Raw genomic sequence first — 15,063 nt, 5'->3', positions numbered from 1 at the left:
CCCAGAGGCAACATTAGAAGTACACCAAAAGTTAAATATCTGCGGGGACGAGGAGGATGCAAGGAATGGATTGGGGGAGAAAATTGGCGGGCATGCTATTATTGGTTCTCTTTATTCTGACCATGGCCAATGATAAAGTGCAGTCCTATTTACAAATACCAAACGAAATTACAACATTTGAATCAGCTTCTTCGTATATAGAAGAAATGTTGGAAGGAAGCGGACAGGTTACAGTAAAGAAAGAGAAACCTGCCAGCGCCACTGTAGAAGTAGGCGGATTGCCGCCAAAACAAACCAGTGTGAAAAAAATTCCCGATTTAAAAGTGATTCCAGGCGGGGATTCGATAGGAGTTAAATTACAATCTGATGGAGTAATGATTGTAGGATTCCACGATGTTGTTGATGGAAAGGAACGATTTTCTCCAGCAAAGAAGGCCGGCTTAAAGCCTGGAGATCGAATTGTGGAAATGAATGGAAATGAAATCGATAAACTGGAAGATGTCGTCCACCGCTTAGAAGAAATGAATCAAGAACGAAGGCTGACAATGAAAATTAAACGCAACACGGATTTACATGAGATCAGCGTGAATCTTCATCAAGGAAAAGAAGGAAATGTGCTGGGGGCTTATATTAGAAACGCAGCTTCCGGCGTTGGAACACTGACATTTTATGAACCAGAACAAGGGAAATTCGGCTCTCTCGGCCATGTGATTGCAGATTCGGACACTAAAAAACCAATTACAGTTGAAAATGGAAAGATAATGAGATCATCGGTTACTTCAATACAACGGGGAACAAATGGGGATCCTGGTGAAAAACAGGCCACCCTTGCTTCCGATAGGGAAGAATTAGGAGAAGTAACAAAAAACACCTCATTTGGAGTATTCGGCAAACTTGATGCAGATAAAATGGACCCTCATAAACCTATGCCCGTGGCTTTTGCACAGGAAGTAAAACCGGGGCCGGCAAAGATGCTTACCGTTATTGAAGATGAAAAGATCGAAGCGTTTGATATTGAAATTGTTCAATCCATGCCTCAGATGCAGGCTGCTTCCAAGGGAATGGTTATTAAAGTAAAAGACGAAGAGCTTTTAGAACGAACAGGCGGGATCATTCAAGGCATGAGCGGGAGCCCCATTATTCAGGACGGCAAAATAGCCGGAGCTGTCACCCATGTTTTTGTGAATGATTCTACGTCCGGGTATGCCTGTCATATTGAATGGATGCTCGAGGAAGCAGGAATCGACACATTCGCGGAGGAAAGACAAGGAGCAGCCTAATGAAAAAGAAAGGAAAACTAAAATGTTAGTTTTCCTTTCTTTTTTTGGATAAAAATGTGATATGATGAAGGAAGAAAAATAAAGATTATTCGACAAATGCACGGGTGTATTAATTGTCAAACGTCGAAAAGAGTCTAAATTTATAGAAATTATTAGATAATGGCATCTATTCAAGATTTTTAAAGAAATTTGAAATATTTAAAGGGATTTTGATTTCTCTGTTGAATTAGAAATATAGAGCCAATTGGAATAAAAAAGGAACAAAAAATGAGGAGGTACATGAATTGAATAACATTAAGGTTTGTGTGGCAGATGATAACAGAGAGTTAGTGGGCTTATTGAATGAATATATTGGGGCCCAGGAAGACATGGAAGTTTCCGGCTATGCGTACAATGGGCAGGAATGTTTACAAATCGTTGAGGAGACCGAGCCTGATGTTCTTGTTCTTGACATTATAATGCCCCATCTGGACGGCCTGGCGGTTTTAGAAAAGATACACTCCAACAATTCACAGGTGAAACCAAAAATCATTATGCTTACGGCTTTCGGTCAGGAAGAGGTCACGAAAAAAGCAGTAAACCTTGGGGCTTCCTATTATGTATTAAAACCTTTTGACATGGAAACGTTAATCTCCAATATTAGAGAAGTGAGCGGAGAGCAAATGTCTTCTTTTATTCCAAATACAGCATCTACCCCGGTGAAGGAACAGCAGGAAGGCTCTGGAGAAATTAATTTAAGCCAGAGCATTACAAACATTATTCATGAAATTGGTGTTCCCGCCCACATAAAAGGATATATGTACTTACGGGAAGCGATAACCATGGTATATAATGACATCGACCTTTTAGGATCGATTACGAAAGTGCTGTACCCCGATATCGCGAAAAAGTATAATACCACATCGAGCAGAGTGGAGCGGGCAATACGTCATGCTATTGAAGTGGCGTGGAGCCGGGGCAACTTCGATTCGATTTCAAGAATGTTTGGTTACACCATCAATGTATCGAAGGCTAAACCAACCAACAGCGAGTTTATTGCCATGGTGGCAGATAAACTGCGTCTGGAACATAAAGTAAGCTGATATAACCAAAACAGAGGAGTCTGGGACAAAAGAAAAAAGGATAAATAAAACCCGGACCATTCGTAGTTATGTTAAAAGAAGAACAAGCGAAGTCAAAATCGAAGCTCCAGTGGGGCCAGCTCGTGTCTCGAGACCTGCAGCAGAAATTTTTCTGCTGAGGGTCCACAGGATGCGGATCAGATCTGCGCCTGCTTCCTTTATTCGAGCCGCGCCCACGGAAAGCATGGTAGGGATACGCAAAAAATTCCGAACGATTCTTTCTTGGATCGTTCGGAATTTTTTATATCTTGATGATTTTCTCCCAGCCGCACTTTTATTCCTTTATGAAAGTCTCAAATAGTGCGGCCAGCCGGTAATTGATAGGACGCATTTGCTCAATCTGCTCTGTTTCCGGGTCATATTGAATCGTATACTGCTCCCCGTTATAGGAGCTGACATACATATCATATCCATGTCTGGATTCCATGAATTGAAACACTGGAAACACAGCTCCTTTCTCTGCGGAGTAGGTATAGATTGCACATCTTCTGTTTTTTTATGCATGGAACTGCTCCTGTTTGGACCATACTAACAGGAGGAGGCGAGAAAGGTGGTAAAGATAAAAGGAAGGGCTTTTTATCATAAAAAAACAAAAGAACTTGTGAAATTTATCCATCCCAATAATATTGCGGTGCTGGCTCACGAAGATATTGATTCCACTGCTGCGGAAACTCTGATTGATAAAAAAGTTAAAGCAGTTATTAATGTGAAACCCTCGATGACGGGAAGATTTATGCAGGATGGGGTGATTCGGCTGCTTAACAAACAGATTAGGGTGTTTGATATTCATTCCTCTGAAATCGGGCCGTGGGTGAATCAACGAGAGGTAGAAATTAATCAGGACCGGCTTTTTCTTGATTATTCCGGTCGTAAAATCGAAATTGGATTTCTACAGGAATATACTCAGCCGCTTATTTCAGCGCTTAACGAAAAAGCAGCAGGAAAGAAAACGGAAGCATTTGAAGACTTCTGCGGGAACAGTTTTTACTATGCATCGCGGGATCTGGAAACACTGTTAAAACAATGGGAGAATTGGAAGGGATCAAATTCCCTGCAGGGACAGGATGTGTGTATCGTTATCCGGGGAGCGGATTATGTTCAGGATTTATATTATGCGAATAAATATTTTTTACCTCCTGGGATGTGCCGTATTGCCGTGGATGGAGCAGCTGACGAAATGAGGAAGATGGGAGAATGTCCTGATTATATTATCGGAGACATGGATTCTGTCAGTAATTCGTCGCTTTGCAGCGGGGCCAGGTTAATCGTCCATGAGGACAGGGATGGCCGTGCTCCTGGTCTGCATCAGATACAAAAGCAGAAGCTTACGGCGGAAACGGTGAGATTTGTCGGCTTAAGCGAGGATGCTGCGATTGCATTTGCCTTAAAAGAAGGAGCCGAGAAGATTTATTTAATAGGCGGCCATCGGGATATGGAGGAATACCTAAGCAAAGGCCGCAAAGGTATGGGTTCTTCTCTGCTGATGAGGATGCTGGCCGGCAGCAGGATAATTGATTTGAAAGGGATCCACCATGTTATGAAAGCAAAGAAAAATGAGTCGTGGTGGAAAAACAAGCTTCATTCTTTATTTTCCCTTTATAGCAGGGCAGAGATCAGAAAAAATGGGAAAGAGGTGAAGATAAAGGCGTGAAAATCAGTGTAATTATACCGGCTTATAATGAAGAAAAACATCTTCCTTCCACGATTAACGCTATACGGGAAGCAGGCTGGGCAAGTGAATTAATCGGAGTGAATGACGGAAGCAGGGATCGCACCGGGAGAATGATGGAATACTATTGCGATACCACTATTTCTTTTATAAAAAATCAAGGAAAATCTACAGCCGCCAAGGCAGGATGGCTGGCGAGCAAGGGAGATTATATTGTGACCCTCGATGCTGATCTGCGGGAAAGCGCTGCTTATGGGGAGGCATTGATACAAGCCTTACAGCATCATTGCGCAGATCTTGTCATTGGTAAGGTGCAGGGAAACGGAAGAAACGGATTTGGGTTTGTAAAAAGAAGAGTACAGCGGATGATCGAACAACAAAGCGGAATCTCATTGGAAATGCCGCTTTCCGGACAAAGAGCCTTTCGGCGGGAACATTTACCGATTTTTCAAGAAATGAAAACGGAAGGATTTGGTTTGGAAACGATTATGAATTTACACGCGATTCAGCAGGGGTTTCGGATTGAAGAAGTCAACGTTCCTTTTGTTCATAAAGGAAAAGGGTGGGGTTGGCAGGGAATATACCACCGGGGAAAACAGTGGCTGGAGGTAGAACGGTGCTTGAAGAAATACGGCCGCTCTTATACTTCCCTGCGCTGATCATTACTTACTGGTATGGCGTGTCTGTTCTTTGTCATCTTTATGGGTGGAAGACGGAAAATTATAAGCAGAGGCCGGTTCCCTTTTCTTTAGGGCTGGTGTTATTCTTATCCATTCTAACATTTAGTGGGTTTTGGGCTCCTCCGGATGCTGCTGTTATGGTTATATACATCGGCATGATTTGGAGTGCCGGCTGGTTGGATGATGTATGGGGCGGGTCTTATCCAAAAGGGATCAAGGGACATCTCCTGCTGTTTTTAAAAGAGCATCAATGGTCGACGGGTTTTATAAAAATTATCGTAACGATGGCGGCTGCTCTGATAGCAGCTGTATTTTTGCGGCCGTTTCTGTCTTTAGAATTTTTCGTTATATTTGCATTATTTTTATTGTCTCCTCATGTCACGAACTTATTAGACACCCGCCCCCTCCGCGTATGGAAATGGACGCTGGCCCACGGGGGGATAATAGTGTTATGGCAGCCGGCTGTTCTGACCTGGGATTCCATCATACCTTTGAGTTCGGTGATAGTGTTGTGGGCCGCGGCGGAGTCCTCGAACAGAAGCATGCTGGGAGATAATGGGGCTGCCGCTGCAGGTGGTTTGATTGCCTGGGCAGGGGCTGTATGGCTGCCGCTTTCCGCTCAAATCATACTGGCAGCTGGTTATGCTTTCATGACGCTGCTTGCAGAAAAAAAATCTATACATGCCATCATTCGCAGCCGCCCTCTTTTGCATTGGATTGATCAGCGGGGCTGGAAAGAATAGAACAGATGGGGTTTATTCAGATTTTGATACCCTGCGCACCCCTGGTTTTTTATTTTTTCGGTCCCGGTATAAAACAAATCCGGCAATGAACCAGATTCCGAATATAAGCAAAAGTCCTCCGGTAAGGAATTGCAGCCAAAGAAAAGGGAAAGGAGCCTGTAGAATTTGAAAAAGGGTGTCTCTCATTAGTTTAATTCCCAATGCGGAAAGAAACCCCGGAATGACTAATATTAATAAAGCGATAATCCGCATTTTTTCTCTCCTTACACATACATGTATTTCAAATGTATTGTACTCCACCTCTGGAGGGAAGTTCAAGTTTTATGGAAAAGTACATGGAGAAGCCGAAACGTGTTAAAATAGAGAATTGTTAATACATAAATATCCTTTCTGCTGGATGACCAATAGAAAGAAATGCTAAAGTGCATAAAGGGATAAAAAAAAGATGCAGGTTAGGAGGAAGGCTGGTGCCGGAAGAATATGATGTGGTCATAGTAGGTGCTGGGACAGGCGGCTATGTTGCCGCTGTAAAAGCTGCCCAGGAAGGGTTAAAAACGGCAGTGGTAGAGAAAGCGGAAGAAGGAGGGACGTGTCTTCACCGCGGCTGCATCCCCAGTAAATCACTGCTTAGAAGCGCAGAAATGTACGAGGATATGAAAAATAGTGAAGCATATGGGATCGCGGCCACAGGCCTCACACTTCAATTTGATAAAGTGCAGGAAAGAAAAAACGCTATCGTAAAACAGCTTCACCAGGGAATACTCCAGCTGTTTAAAAAAGGCAGTATTGATGTTTATAAGGGAATCGGCCGTATTTTGGGTTCATCTATATTTTCCCCGCGTTCCGGGACCATATCCGTCGAAATGGCTGACGGTTCTGAAAATCAGATGCTGCTTCCTAAAAATGTTATTATTGCTACAGGAACGCGGCCCAAGGCCTTGCCCGGGCTGGACATAGACGGGAAGAAAGTGATAACGTCTGATCATGCGCTTCACTTGGAAGAGCTTCCTTCCTCTATCATCATTGTAGGAGGAGGAGTGATCGGAGTGGAATTTGCTTCGATGCTTTCCGACTTTGAAGTGGATGTCACAATAGTGGAGTATGCGTCCTGTCTTCTGCCGCAGGAAGACCATGACATTTCTGCCGAAATAGAACGGAGACTGAAAAGGCGGGGAGTGCAGATTTATACAAGCACAAGCGTGGTTCCGCACAAGACGGAAACAGCAGACAACATTTCGGTGACAGTTGAGCAGGAAAACAAGGAATTAGAGCTTCAGGCGGAGAAAGTATTAGTGTGTATCGGCAGAGAAGCAAACATAGAAGATATCGGTCTGGAAAATACAGACATTGAAACAAAGGACGGCGTTATTGTTACGAATAAATGGTATCAGACAAAGGAAACCCATATTTACGCTGTCGGTGATGTCGCCGGCGGAAAACAGCTGGCTCATGCAGCTTCAAAAGAGGGCATGATCGCGATTGATCACATTGTGGGGAATAAGCCGATACCGCTTGATTTTCATTCGATTCCCCAATGTACCTACAGCAGACCGGAAATTGCAAGTATCGGGCTGACCGAAGCTGAAGCAAGACAGAGAAATCTGCCTGTGAAAACGGGAGTGGTCCCTTTCCAGGCTGTCGGACGGGCACTTGTCCAGGGAGATTCCACTGGTTTTGTGAAGATGGTGATCGATAAAGAAAATAATGATTTACTCGGTATTCATATGATTGGCTCTCAGGTAACGGAGCTGATATCGGAAGCAGCTCTTGCTAGAATTGTAGATGCTTCCGGCTTTGAAATTGCCGAAACGATCCATCCTCATCCTTCTTTGTCTGAAATCATGGGCGAAGCAGCGCTGGCCGCAGATGAAAAAGCGATTCACCTATAAGTTCTATTAAGGGGGTAAATCTACATGGCTTCAGCTAATTATGAAACGCTTGGTCTGAGCAGTGACCAGGTTCTATCGATGTATGAATCCATGCTTTTAGCCAGAAAAATTGATGAAAGAATGTGGCTGCTGAACCGGGCCGGAAGAATTCCCTTTGTTGTATCATGCCAGGGTCAGGAGGCGGCGCAGGTTGGAGCGGCCATGGCTTTAAATACAGAAGAAGATTATCTTCTTCCTTATTACAGGGATGTAGGACTAGTGCTGCATTTTGGAATGACAGCTCAGGAACTGATGATGCAGGGCTTTGCAAGAGCTGACGATCCAAACTCGGGCGGAAGGCAGATGCCCGGTCATTTTGGACAGAAGAAAAACCGGATTGTTACCGGCTCTTCTCCGGTCACCACACAGCTTCCTCATGCAGCAGGCATCGCGCTTGCGGCAAAAATGGAGAAAAAGAATTTTGTCACGCTTGTTTCCTTTGGAGAAGGATCTGCCAGTCAGGGCGATTTTCATGAAGCTGCGAATTTTGCCGGTGTACATAATCTTCCAGTGATCTTTTTTTGCGAGAATAATAAGTACGCCATTTCAGTCCCGATGGAAAAACAGTCAGGCAGCGAACACATTTCTGAAAGAGCAGCGGGGTACGGGATGCCTGGTGTAACTGTGGACGGCAATAACCCGCTTGCTGTGTACGAAGCTGTTAAAAAGGCCGCGGATCGATGTAGAAATGGAGAAGGACCAACATTAATTGAAACATTGTCCTACCGCCAAACTCCACACTCAAGTGACGACGATGACAGTTCTTATAGAACAAAAGAAGAAGTAGAAGAAGCAAAACAAAACGATTCCATTCATACCTTTTCTGCTTACTTAAGAGAATGTGGTGTGTTAACGGAAACCAAAGAAAAGGAATTACAGGAAAAGATAAAAGGAATCGTGGACGATGCAACAGAAACGGCAGAAAGTGCCCCATACGCTGATCCCGAAACCACACTAAATTATGTGTATGCCCCAAAGGGTGGTGACCTGTAATGGCAGTGATAAATTACATTGAAGCTGTAAACTCGGCACTTCGTGAGGAAATGGCACAGGATGAGAAGGTATTTGTATTAGGAGAAGATGTCGGCGCCAAAGGCGGTGTATTTCGTGCAACCGAAGGATTATATGAAGAGTTTGGGGAAAGCAGGGTCCTTGATACACCTCTGGCGGAATCAGCTATTGCAGGAGTGGGGATCGGAGCTGCCATGTATGGTATGAAACCGGTAGCCGAAATGCAATTTGCAGATTTTATTATGCCGGCAGTCAACCAGATTATTTCAGAAGCCGCAAAAATTAGATACCGTTCTAATAATGATTGGACATGCCCGATGACGATACGGGCCCCATACGGAGGAGGTGTTCATGGAGCGCTGTATCATTCCCAGTCGGTGGAATCTTTATTTGCTCATGTTCCCGGCCTGAAAATTGTCATGCCTTCGACTCCTTATGATGTAAAAGGATTATTGAAAGCAGCGATACGGGACGAAGATCCGGTGTTATTCTTTGAACATAAACGAGCCTATCGACTTGTTAAAGGAGAGGTCCCCGAGGAAGAGTACGTCCTCCCTATCGGAAAAGCGGACGTCAAGAAAGAAGGAACAGATGTAACCGTTATAAGTTACGGCCTTTGTCTACATTTTGCCATGCAGGCAGCAGAGAGGCTGGAAGAAGAAGGTATATCAACACATATACTGGATCTGCGGACTGTGTATCCGCTGGACCAGGAAGCGGTAATTCAAGCCGCTTCAAAAACGGGAAAAGTCCTGCTCGTGACCGAGGATAATAAAGAAGGAAGCTTAATGGGAGAAGCGGCTGCCATTATCGGAGAATATTGTCTGTTCGACCTGGATGCTCCCATTCAGCGTCTTGCAGGTCCTGATACGCCGGCGATGCCCTTTGCGCCGACGATGGAAAAATACTTTATGATGAACCCGGAAAAAATCGAGAAAGCGATCCGTGATTTAGCGGAGTTTTAGGAGGGGATGGACATGTCTGAACAAATCAAGATGCCCCAGCTTGGTGAAAGTGTCACCGAAGGAACAATTACGAAATGGCTGGTAGAACCAGGAGATAAAGTCAATAAGTATGATCCTATTGCAGATGTGACGACCGATAAGGTCAATGCAGAAGTTCCATCTGCCTTTTCCGGCATCATTAAAGAACTCGTAGCCCAGGAGGACGAAACCGTTCAGGTAGGCGAGCTGATCTGTTATATCGAAACAAACGAAACGCCGGCTGCCAGCCGGCAAGGCGGAACAGAGCCGGCGAAGTCTACGGCACCTTCCGAAGAACCAGCGCAGGAAGGGGCAATGAAAAACAGGTATTCACCTGCGGTGATGCGGCTTGCTCAGGAAAATAACATTGATTTGACCACCGTAGAAGGGTCGGGAAGAAGCGGAAGAATTACCAGAAAAGATATAGAACAGATTATCCAGGAAGGCACGGCAGAACAACAAGAAGAAGAACAAGCGGCAGGCTATCCTGCGTATAAGAAAAAGCCGCCGGAAAAAATCGAAGTTCTTTCTGAAGATAAGGAGATCCCGCTTTCTCAGATGCGAAAAGCCATTGCGGGGAACATGGTCAAAAGCAAGGAAGAAATTCCACACGCCTGGACCATGGTGGAGGCCGATGTTTCTAATATCGTGACGTACCGGGATCGTATAAAAGAACAGTTTAAAGAAAATGAAGGGTTTTCCCTCACCTTCCTGCCTTTCTTTATGAAAGCCATCGTGGAAACCCTGAAAGAATTCCCGGAAGTGAATTCAGTCTGGGGCGGAGATAAAATCATTCATAAAAAAGATATTAATATTTCCATTGCCGTGGCTGCAGAAGATTCATTATATGTACCGGTCATCAAAAATGCAGATGAAAAAAGTATAAAAGGGCTCGGGAAAGAAGTACGCTCGCTTGCTAAAAAAGCACGGCTCGGCCAGTTGTCAGAAGAAGAAATGAAAGGTGGTACGTTTACCATTAATAACACCGGATCATTTGGTTCTGTACAATCTATGCCGATTGTCAATCATCCCCAGGCCGCTATTTTATCGATAGAATCCATTATTAAAAAACCGGTGGTCGTTCAAGATGATATGGTAGCTATCCGAAGCATGGTCAATCTTTGTCTTTCCCTGGACCACCGCATACTCGACGGACTTATCTGCGGCCGGTTTCTCGCACGAATTAAAGAAAAGCTGGAAGGCTTTAATGTAGAAAAAGACCACATATATTAGAACAGGCGGAATAGGCCGTTAAGCAATAAAACAAGAAGCCGGTTACTTGTGCATGTTTCCTGTTTTTCGGTACAATAAAAGATGAACAAAGAATCGTAAAAGAAAGGATGATAAAAGTTGGATTTTAATTTCTATGTTAATGACGTAGTTAATACAGCGAGACAGGAAATGGAAGAAGCCGGATATACCCCGTTAGGCACTCCCGAGGAAGTAGAAGAGACATTGTCCCAGGAAGGCACCACTTTGGTTATGGTAAATTCCGTATGCGGTTGTGCCGGTGGGATTGCCCGTCCTGCCGCCGCTTATATGAAAAACTATGAGAAGAAGCCGGACCGTTTTGTTACCGTCTTTGCCGGACAGGATAAAGAAGCAACGGACACAGCAAGATCTTATTTCACAGGATACGCTCCGTCATCTCCTTCCTTCGCATTGATTAAGGATGGTAAGATTCAGAGAATGGTAGAACGCCATGAAATAGAAGGGCACGAACCAATAGAAGTGGTACAGGAACTGGAAAAAGCATTTGATGAACATTGTTAAAAAGACTTCAGGCTCCATGTCACGGAACGTACAATTTCTGTGACATGGAGCTTGACTTTTGTTCTATTCCTTATGGTATAATGTTTCTTGTTTCCAATATACATAAAGGACGGAATAGGAATGGACGCGTTTTATAATCAGGTGCAGGAATATTTGAACATGGAAGAAGAAATCGGCTTTGACGAATTCCGTGATTACTATCAGAGTGTGATTCATTATTTGGACAACCAGCAGCAAGCTCCGGAAGAACAGGAACTATGGAAATCCCTGTTTGTAGTAGAAAGTATTATGTCCAATGCGGAAAACAGAGGCCAGACTACCAAAAATAACACAGAACGAAAGAAATATAAAAAAATGCAAGAGCGTACAAAACTATATGCCCAGCATTTTACAAAAATGCTTCATCAACTGGGGTATGATCAGGATCAGATTGAAGAACATTTTAATAATATGCTGGAAGAGGGACCGAATGAGAAAAAGGCCTAAAGGTTCCTTTTTCCATTAATATATTACAATAGTGTTGACGAGCTCCCATTCTTTCGATACAATGGTGATTGTCATGTTTTGAGAAGTTAATTATTGCGCCTATGGTGAAAGGGATATCACGCGAGATTCCGGTTCTCGTATTCCAGGTTCGAATCCTGGTAGGCGCGCCAATTTTGTATACCATATATAGAAGATGCTGCTGCACATGAAGAAATGTGTAGTTTTTTTATGAAGGTTGAAGCCCGCATCAGAATTTTCCGTCTCGTCTCGTCCCGTCTGCTGCAGATGCAGGAAGCAGATACCCCGAAATACATAGGACGGAACGCAAAAAACGTTTCAAGCCTTTTTTTCTTAATTAAAACGCCGCAGCGCAAAAGGAGTTCTTATGAGTGGCTGGAGAATCGGTTATCGGACAGTAAAGACTTCAGTGGGGGCCGCGCTTTCTATTTTCATGGCCCAGTTGTTTCAACTCGATTTTTATGTATCCGCTGGGATTATCACGGTATTATGTATCTCTGTTACTAAAAAAGAATCACTTCGTGCCTCGTGGGAAAGGTTAATAGCTTGTCTCATCGGCCTGATGTTTGCTGGCTTTATTTACGAATTGTTAGGCTATCACCCATTGTCTGTCGCAATTTTATTCCTATTGTTTATACCCACTGCAGTGACGATAGGCGTGAAACGAGGCGTGGTGACCAGTGTTGTTATTATGCTTCACTTATATACGTTGGAGGAAATCTCGGCAGGTATATTACTTAATGAGCTTTTCATCATAAGTATTGGTATAGGGGTGGCATTAATTATGAATGTCTATATGCCGAGCCGGGAAAAGGATTTGACCTGGAAACAGGTCAGGCTGGAAGACTGTTTCCGCAAAATCTGGAAGGAATACGCTGCATACCTTCAGCATGGCGATATTTTATGGGATGGGAAAGAAATAGCAGAAGCTGCTGCCATTATTGAAAAAGGCAAAGGCATGGCTCTAAAAAACATAGAGAATCATTTTCTGCGCAATGATGATTATTTTTACCATTATTTTAAAATGAGAGAAAAACAATTTGATGTGATAAAACGAATTCTTCCTTTTATATCCACCTTGGATAGGACGGTCGTTCAAGGCGAAAAAATGGGAAGATTCCTGCACGAATTAAGTGAGGGAGTATCGCCGGGAAACACAGCGGGATACTTTCTGGCCAGGCTGGACGATTTAAAAAAAGAGATTCAGGAGATGGAACTTCCGCAGACTCGGGAAGAATTCGAAGTCCGATCTTCCCTTTTTTACATCCTCCATGAGCTCGAAGCGTATTTGTTAACGAAAAAGAGATTCAAGCCGGACCCTAAACGTACGCGCACGGTTTCTGGTAAACGATTGAATAGAGATCGGCAGAAGAGGAATAATACGTAAAATGAAAAATAGCGTATAAGGGGTGTGGCAGATGTGAAGGGCTGGTCAATGTTTCTTGTTCTGGCTGTATTTTCTGTTTTATGGCCATTAAATCCACAGCCGGATTCGGGGGATCCATATGTCATCATTAATAAAAAAACCAACAAGCTGGCGTTCGTGAAGGATGGTTACGTGGAAGATATCTATCCCGTAGCTACAGGCAAAACTGAAGAATTAACACCAGAAGGGGAGTTTACGATCATTGTAAAAGCCGTTCGTCCTTATTATCGGAAAACCGACAAAAAAGGGGGAGCGCCGGATAACCCGCTTGGAAGCAGATGGATCGGTTTTGATGCAGATAATACCAACGGGCGGGTATATGGTATCCATGGAACGAACAGACCGGAATCGATCGGCCGATATGTATCCAACGGCTGTGTAAGAATGAGAAACGAAGAAGTAAATGAACTATTTCAAAAGGTCGAAAACGGAGTAAAAGTCTGGATTGAAAGCAGTCCCAGGTCCATCGAAAAAATTGCCCGCGAAAGAGGAGTGCTTCACGTTCCCAAACCGCTGTATCTGGAAGAGGATCTCAAGCAGCTTTGACAGAAAAGAAAGGCCCGTGAAAAGGGGCCTTTTTAAAAATAAGTTTAGAAGAATGTTGCTGCTCCAGTAAGCACACTTCCAACGACTAATGTTATGATCATAATATAGATAATGATGGTTTGAAACTTCTTTGGCAATGGATTTCCCTCCACATATGGACTCTTTCTTAGTATTGTACGTGCCTTGAGCGCGATACTCAACCTTTAATTATGAATTTATTATTAAAACGCAGACAAGGGGCTGAGCAAAATGATAAAGGAAAAAAGAATCGTAGAAGAAATGATGGAATTAGTGAAAATTGATTCAGAAACAAAAAACGAAGAGAAGATAGCAGCCGTGTTAAAAACAAAATTTGAGTCGTTAGGGATAAATGTGGAAGAAGATGACGCCAAGCAGGCGACCGGCCATGGTGCCGGCAATTTAATTTGTACGTGGGAGGGCAATGTAGAAAAAGCAGATATCATTTATTTTACCAGCCACATGGATACTGTCCTGCCAGGAGCCGGCGTGCAGCCGCTGTTGGAAGATGGATATATTAAATCCGATGGGACCACGATTCTGGGGGCGGATGATAAGGCCGGGATTGCCGCCATGCTTGAATGTATCCGCTCCATTCAGGAAGATAACAAACCTCACGGTACGATTCAATTTGTAATCACAGTTGGAGAAGAATCCGGACTGGTAGGTGCTAAAGCCCTTGATCATTCGTTATTGCACGCGGATTACGGCTATGCGCTTGATAGTGATGGAGAGGTCGGCAATCTCATCGTTGCAGCTCCAACGCAGGCGAAATTACAGATAAAGGTGAATGGAAAGACGGCTCATGCAGGACTGGCCCCGGAAAAAGGCATATCCGCGATTACGGTGGCGGCAAAAGCTTTGGCTGACATGCCGCTCGGACGGATTGATTCGGAAACCACAGCCAATATTGGGCGGTTTGAAGGGGGATCGCAAACCAACGTTGTGTGCGATGAAGTCCATATTCTTGCAGAAGCCCGCTCGCTGGATAGAAAAAAACTGGATAATCAGGTGGATAAAATGAAATCATCCATTCAAAAAACAGCGGAAAACATGGGATCGTCAGCAGAAATCGAGGTCACCATTATGTATACAGGGTATAAACTCAGCGAAGATGATAATGTGGTCGCTTTAGCCGGCAAAGCAGCCAAAAAAATGGGTCTGGAAGCCAAACTGCTTCGCAGCGGCGGCGGAAGTGACGCCAATATCATAAGCGGATACGGCATTCCAACGGTAAATTTAGCGGTGGGCTATGAAAATATACATACAACCAAAGAAAAAATACCGGTTCGGGAATTAGTAAAATTGACGGAGTTTATGGATGCTATTATTGAAGAAACCGTCTCTTCAACCAGGTGATTTGAAACATTCCTTTTTATGG

17 protein-coding genes and 1 tRNA gene are annotated in these 15,063 nt (G+C 43.9%); 15 read left to right on the top strand and 3 right to left on the bottom strand.

Going from position 1 to position 15,063, the window contains the following annotated elements:
- Nucleotides 1-65: 65 nt before the first annotated feature.
- Together spoIVB and spo0A are read left to right on the top strand one after the other, a co-directional pair.
- Nucleotides 66-1,280 (top strand): SpoIVB peptidase, encoded by a 1,215-nt coding sequence (spoIVB, locus tag G475_RS0104420; protein ID WP_026700243.1) that lies wholly within the window; start codon nucleotides 66-68, stop codon nucleotides 1,278-1,280.
- 284 nt (nucleotides 1,281-1,564) lie between these two features.
- A complete protein-coding gene (gene spo0A, locus G475_RS0104415) occupies nucleotides 1,565-2,362 on the top strand; it encodes a sporulation transcription factor Spo0A (RefSeq protein WP_026700242.1) in 798 nt (265 codons plus the stop codon).
- A gap of 313 nt (nucleotides 2,363-2,675) precedes the next feature.
- Here the strand turns inward: spo0A and G475_RS27090 are convergent, their stop codons facing one another.
- On the bottom strand, nucleotides 2,676-2,840 hold the full coding sequence (locus tag G475_RS27090) for a hypothetical protein (protein ID WP_156911624.1): 165 nt from the start codon (nucleotides 2,838-2,840) through the stop codon (nucleotides 2,676-2,678).
- A gap of 111 nt (nucleotides 2,841-2,951) precedes the next feature.
- Here G475_RS27090 and steA point away from each other — a divergent pair, with 111 nt between their 5' ends.
- From steA to G475_RS0104395, 3 genes are read left to right on the top strand one after another with little or no spacing between them, the layout of a single operon-like run.
- Nucleotides 2,952-4,052: a putative cytokinetic ring protein SteA gene (steA, locus tag G475_RS24230; RefSeq protein WP_051302167.1), complete on the top strand. Its 1,101-nt coding sequence runs from the start codon at nucleotides 2,952-2,954 to the stop codon at nucleotides 4,050-4,052.
- Nucleotides 4,049-4,729: a glycosyltransferase family 2 protein gene (locus G475_RS0104400; protein WP_026700241.1), complete on the top strand. Its 681-nt coding sequence runs from the start codon at nucleotides 4,049-4,051 to the stop codon at nucleotides 4,727-4,729. The genes steA and G475_RS0104400 overlap by 4 nt, the downstream gene beginning before the upstream one ends.
- A complete protein-coding gene (locus G475_RS0104395) occupies nucleotides 4,687-5,493 on the top strand; it encodes a hypothetical protein (protein WP_026700240.1) in 807 nt (268 codons plus the stop codon). Before G475_RS0104400 ends, G475_RS0104395 begins: the two co-directional genes overlap by 43 nt.
- Nucleotides 5,494-5,505: 12 nt before the next feature.
- On the opposite strand, the gene G475_RS24225 is transcribed toward G475_RS0104395, so the two are convergent.
- The gene (locus G475_RS24225) at nucleotides 5,506-5,745 is read right to left on the bottom strand and encodes a DUF2627 domain-containing protein (protein ID WP_035710239.1); all 240 of its coding nucleotides are present in this window, start codon (nucleotides 5,743-5,745) and stop codon (nucleotides 5,506-5,508) included.
- A gap of 215 nt (nucleotides 5,746-5,960) precedes the next feature.
- Between G475_RS24225 and lpdA the strand changes: the two genes are divergently transcribed.
- From lpdA to G475_RS0104345, 9 genes are all read left to right on the top strand, one after another.
- A complete protein-coding gene (gene lpdA, locus G475_RS0104385; protein WP_026700239.1) occupies nucleotides 5,961-7,382 on the top strand; it encodes a dihydrolipoyl dehydrogenase in 1,422 nt (473 codons plus the stop codon).
- A 24-nt stretch (nucleotides 7,383-7,406) separates the two neighbouring features.
- Nucleotides 7,407-8,414, top strand: coding sequence for a thiamine pyrophosphate-dependent dehydrogenase E1 component subunit alpha (locus G475_RS0104380; protein WP_026700238.1), 1,008 nt, complete (start codon nucleotides 7,407-7,409; stop codon nucleotides 8,412-8,414).
- Complete coding sequence (locus G475_RS0104375; RefSeq protein ID WP_026700237.1) at nucleotides 8,414-9,397, top strand: alpha-ketoacid dehydrogenase subunit beta; 984 nt, start codon at nucleotides 8,414-8,416, stop codon at nucleotides 9,395-9,397. Before G475_RS0104380 ends, G475_RS0104375 begins: the two co-directional genes overlap by 1 nt.
- A gap of 12 nt (nucleotides 9,398-9,409) precedes the next feature.
- A complete protein-coding gene (locus tag G475_RS0104370; RefSeq protein WP_026700236.1) occupies nucleotides 9,410-10,648 on the top strand; it encodes a dihydrolipoamide acetyltransferase family protein in 1,239 nt (412 codons plus the stop codon).
- Between the two features lie 117 nt (nucleotides 10,649-10,765).
- The gene (locus G475_RS0104365; RefSeq protein WP_026700235.1) at nucleotides 10,766-11,188 is read left to right on the top strand and encodes a BrxA/BrxB family bacilliredoxin; all 423 of its coding nucleotides are present in this window, start codon (nucleotides 10,766-10,768) and stop codon (nucleotides 11,186-11,188) included.
- A 120-nt stretch (nucleotides 11,189-11,308) separates the two neighbouring features.
- Complete coding sequence (locus G475_RS0104360; RefSeq protein WP_026700234.1) at nucleotides 11,309-11,674, top strand: hypothetical protein; 366 nt, start codon at nucleotides 11,309-11,311, stop codon at nucleotides 11,672-11,674.
- A gap of 95 nt (nucleotides 11,675-11,769) precedes the next feature.
- A tRNA-Arg gene (locus tag G475_RS0104355) sits at nucleotides 11,770-11,844 on the top strand.
- A 215-nt stretch (nucleotides 11,845-12,059) separates the two neighbouring features.
- Nucleotides 12,060-13,079, top strand: a complete 1,020-nt coding sequence (locus G475_RS0104350) for an aromatic acid exporter family protein (protein ID WP_026700233.1) — start codon at nucleotides 12,060-12,062, stop codon at nucleotides 13,077-13,079.
- A gap of 48 nt (nucleotides 13,080-13,127) precedes the next feature.
- Complete coding sequence (locus G475_RS0104345; protein WP_035710235.1) at nucleotides 13,128-13,664, top strand: L,D-transpeptidase; 537 nt, start codon at nucleotides 13,128-13,130, stop codon at nucleotides 13,662-13,664.
- Between the two features lie 44 nt (nucleotides 13,665-13,708).
- Here G475_RS0104345 and prli42 read toward each other — a convergent pair whose 3' ends face one another.
- Complete coding sequence (gene prli42 / locus G475_RS27085; protein ID WP_156911623.1) at nucleotides 13,709-13,801, bottom strand: stressosome-associated protein Prli42; 93 nt, start codon at nucleotides 13,799-13,801, stop codon at nucleotides 13,709-13,711.
- 112 nt (nucleotides 13,802-13,913) lie between these two features.
- On the opposite strand from prli42, the gene G475_RS0104340 reads away from it, so the two are divergent.
- Entirely contained in the window at nucleotides 13,914-15,041 is a 1,128-nt protein-coding gene (locus G475_RS0104340) for a M20/M25/M40 family metallo-hydrolase (RefSeq protein ID WP_026700231.1), read from the top strand.
- Nucleotides 15,042-15,063 lie beyond the last annotated feature (22 nt).

This window comes from Salibacterium aidingense DSM 18341 (assembly GCF_000429685.1).
Lineage (GTDB): Bacteria > Bacillota > Bacilli > Bacillales > Marinococcaceae > Salibacterium > Salibacterium aidingense.
The sequence above is the reverse complement of the archived record's forward strand: the minus strand, read 5'-3'. Positions and strand labels throughout refer to the sequence as shown.

What these genes read in the sequence shown, in the direction of transcription:
- G475_RS0104370 (WP_026700236.1), top strand. Translation starts at nt 9,410, where the DNA reads ATGTCTGAACAAATCAAGATGCCCCAGCTTGGTGAAAGTGTCACCGAA.
- spoIVB (WP_026700243.1), top strand. Translation starts at nt 66, where the DNA reads ATGGATTGGGGGAGAAAATTGGCGGGCATGCTATTATTGGTTCTCTTT.
- G475_RS0104375 (WP_026700237.1), top strand. Translation starts at nt 8,414, where the DNA reads ATGGCAGTGATAAATTACATTGAAGCTGTAAACTCGGCACTTCGTGAG.
- G475_RS0104345 (WP_035710235.1), top strand. Translation starts at nt 13,128, where the DNA reads ATGTTTCTTGTTCTGGCTGTATTTTCTGTTTTATGGCCATTAAATCCA.
- G475_RS0104360 (WP_026700234.1), top strand. Translation starts at nt 11,309, where the DNA reads ATGGACGCGTTTTATAATCAGGTGCAGGAATATTTGAACATGGAAGAA.
- G475_RS0104340 (WP_026700231.1), top strand. Translation starts at nt 13,914, where the DNA reads ATGATAAAGGAAAAAAGAATCGTAGAAGAAATGATGGAATTAGTGAAA.
- G475_RS0104380 (WP_026700238.1), top strand. Translation starts at nt 7,407, where the DNA reads ATGGCTTCAGCTAATTATGAAACGCTTGGTCTGAGCAGTGACCAGGTT.
- G475_RS0104350 (WP_026700233.1), top strand. Translation starts at nt 12,060, where the DNA reads ATGAGTGGCTGGAGAATCGGTTATCGGACAGTAAAGACTTCAGTGGGG.
- G475_RS24225 (WP_035710239.1), bottom strand. Translation starts at nt 5,745, where the DNA reads ATGCGGATTATCGCTTTATTAATATTAGTCATTCCGGGGTTTCTTTCC.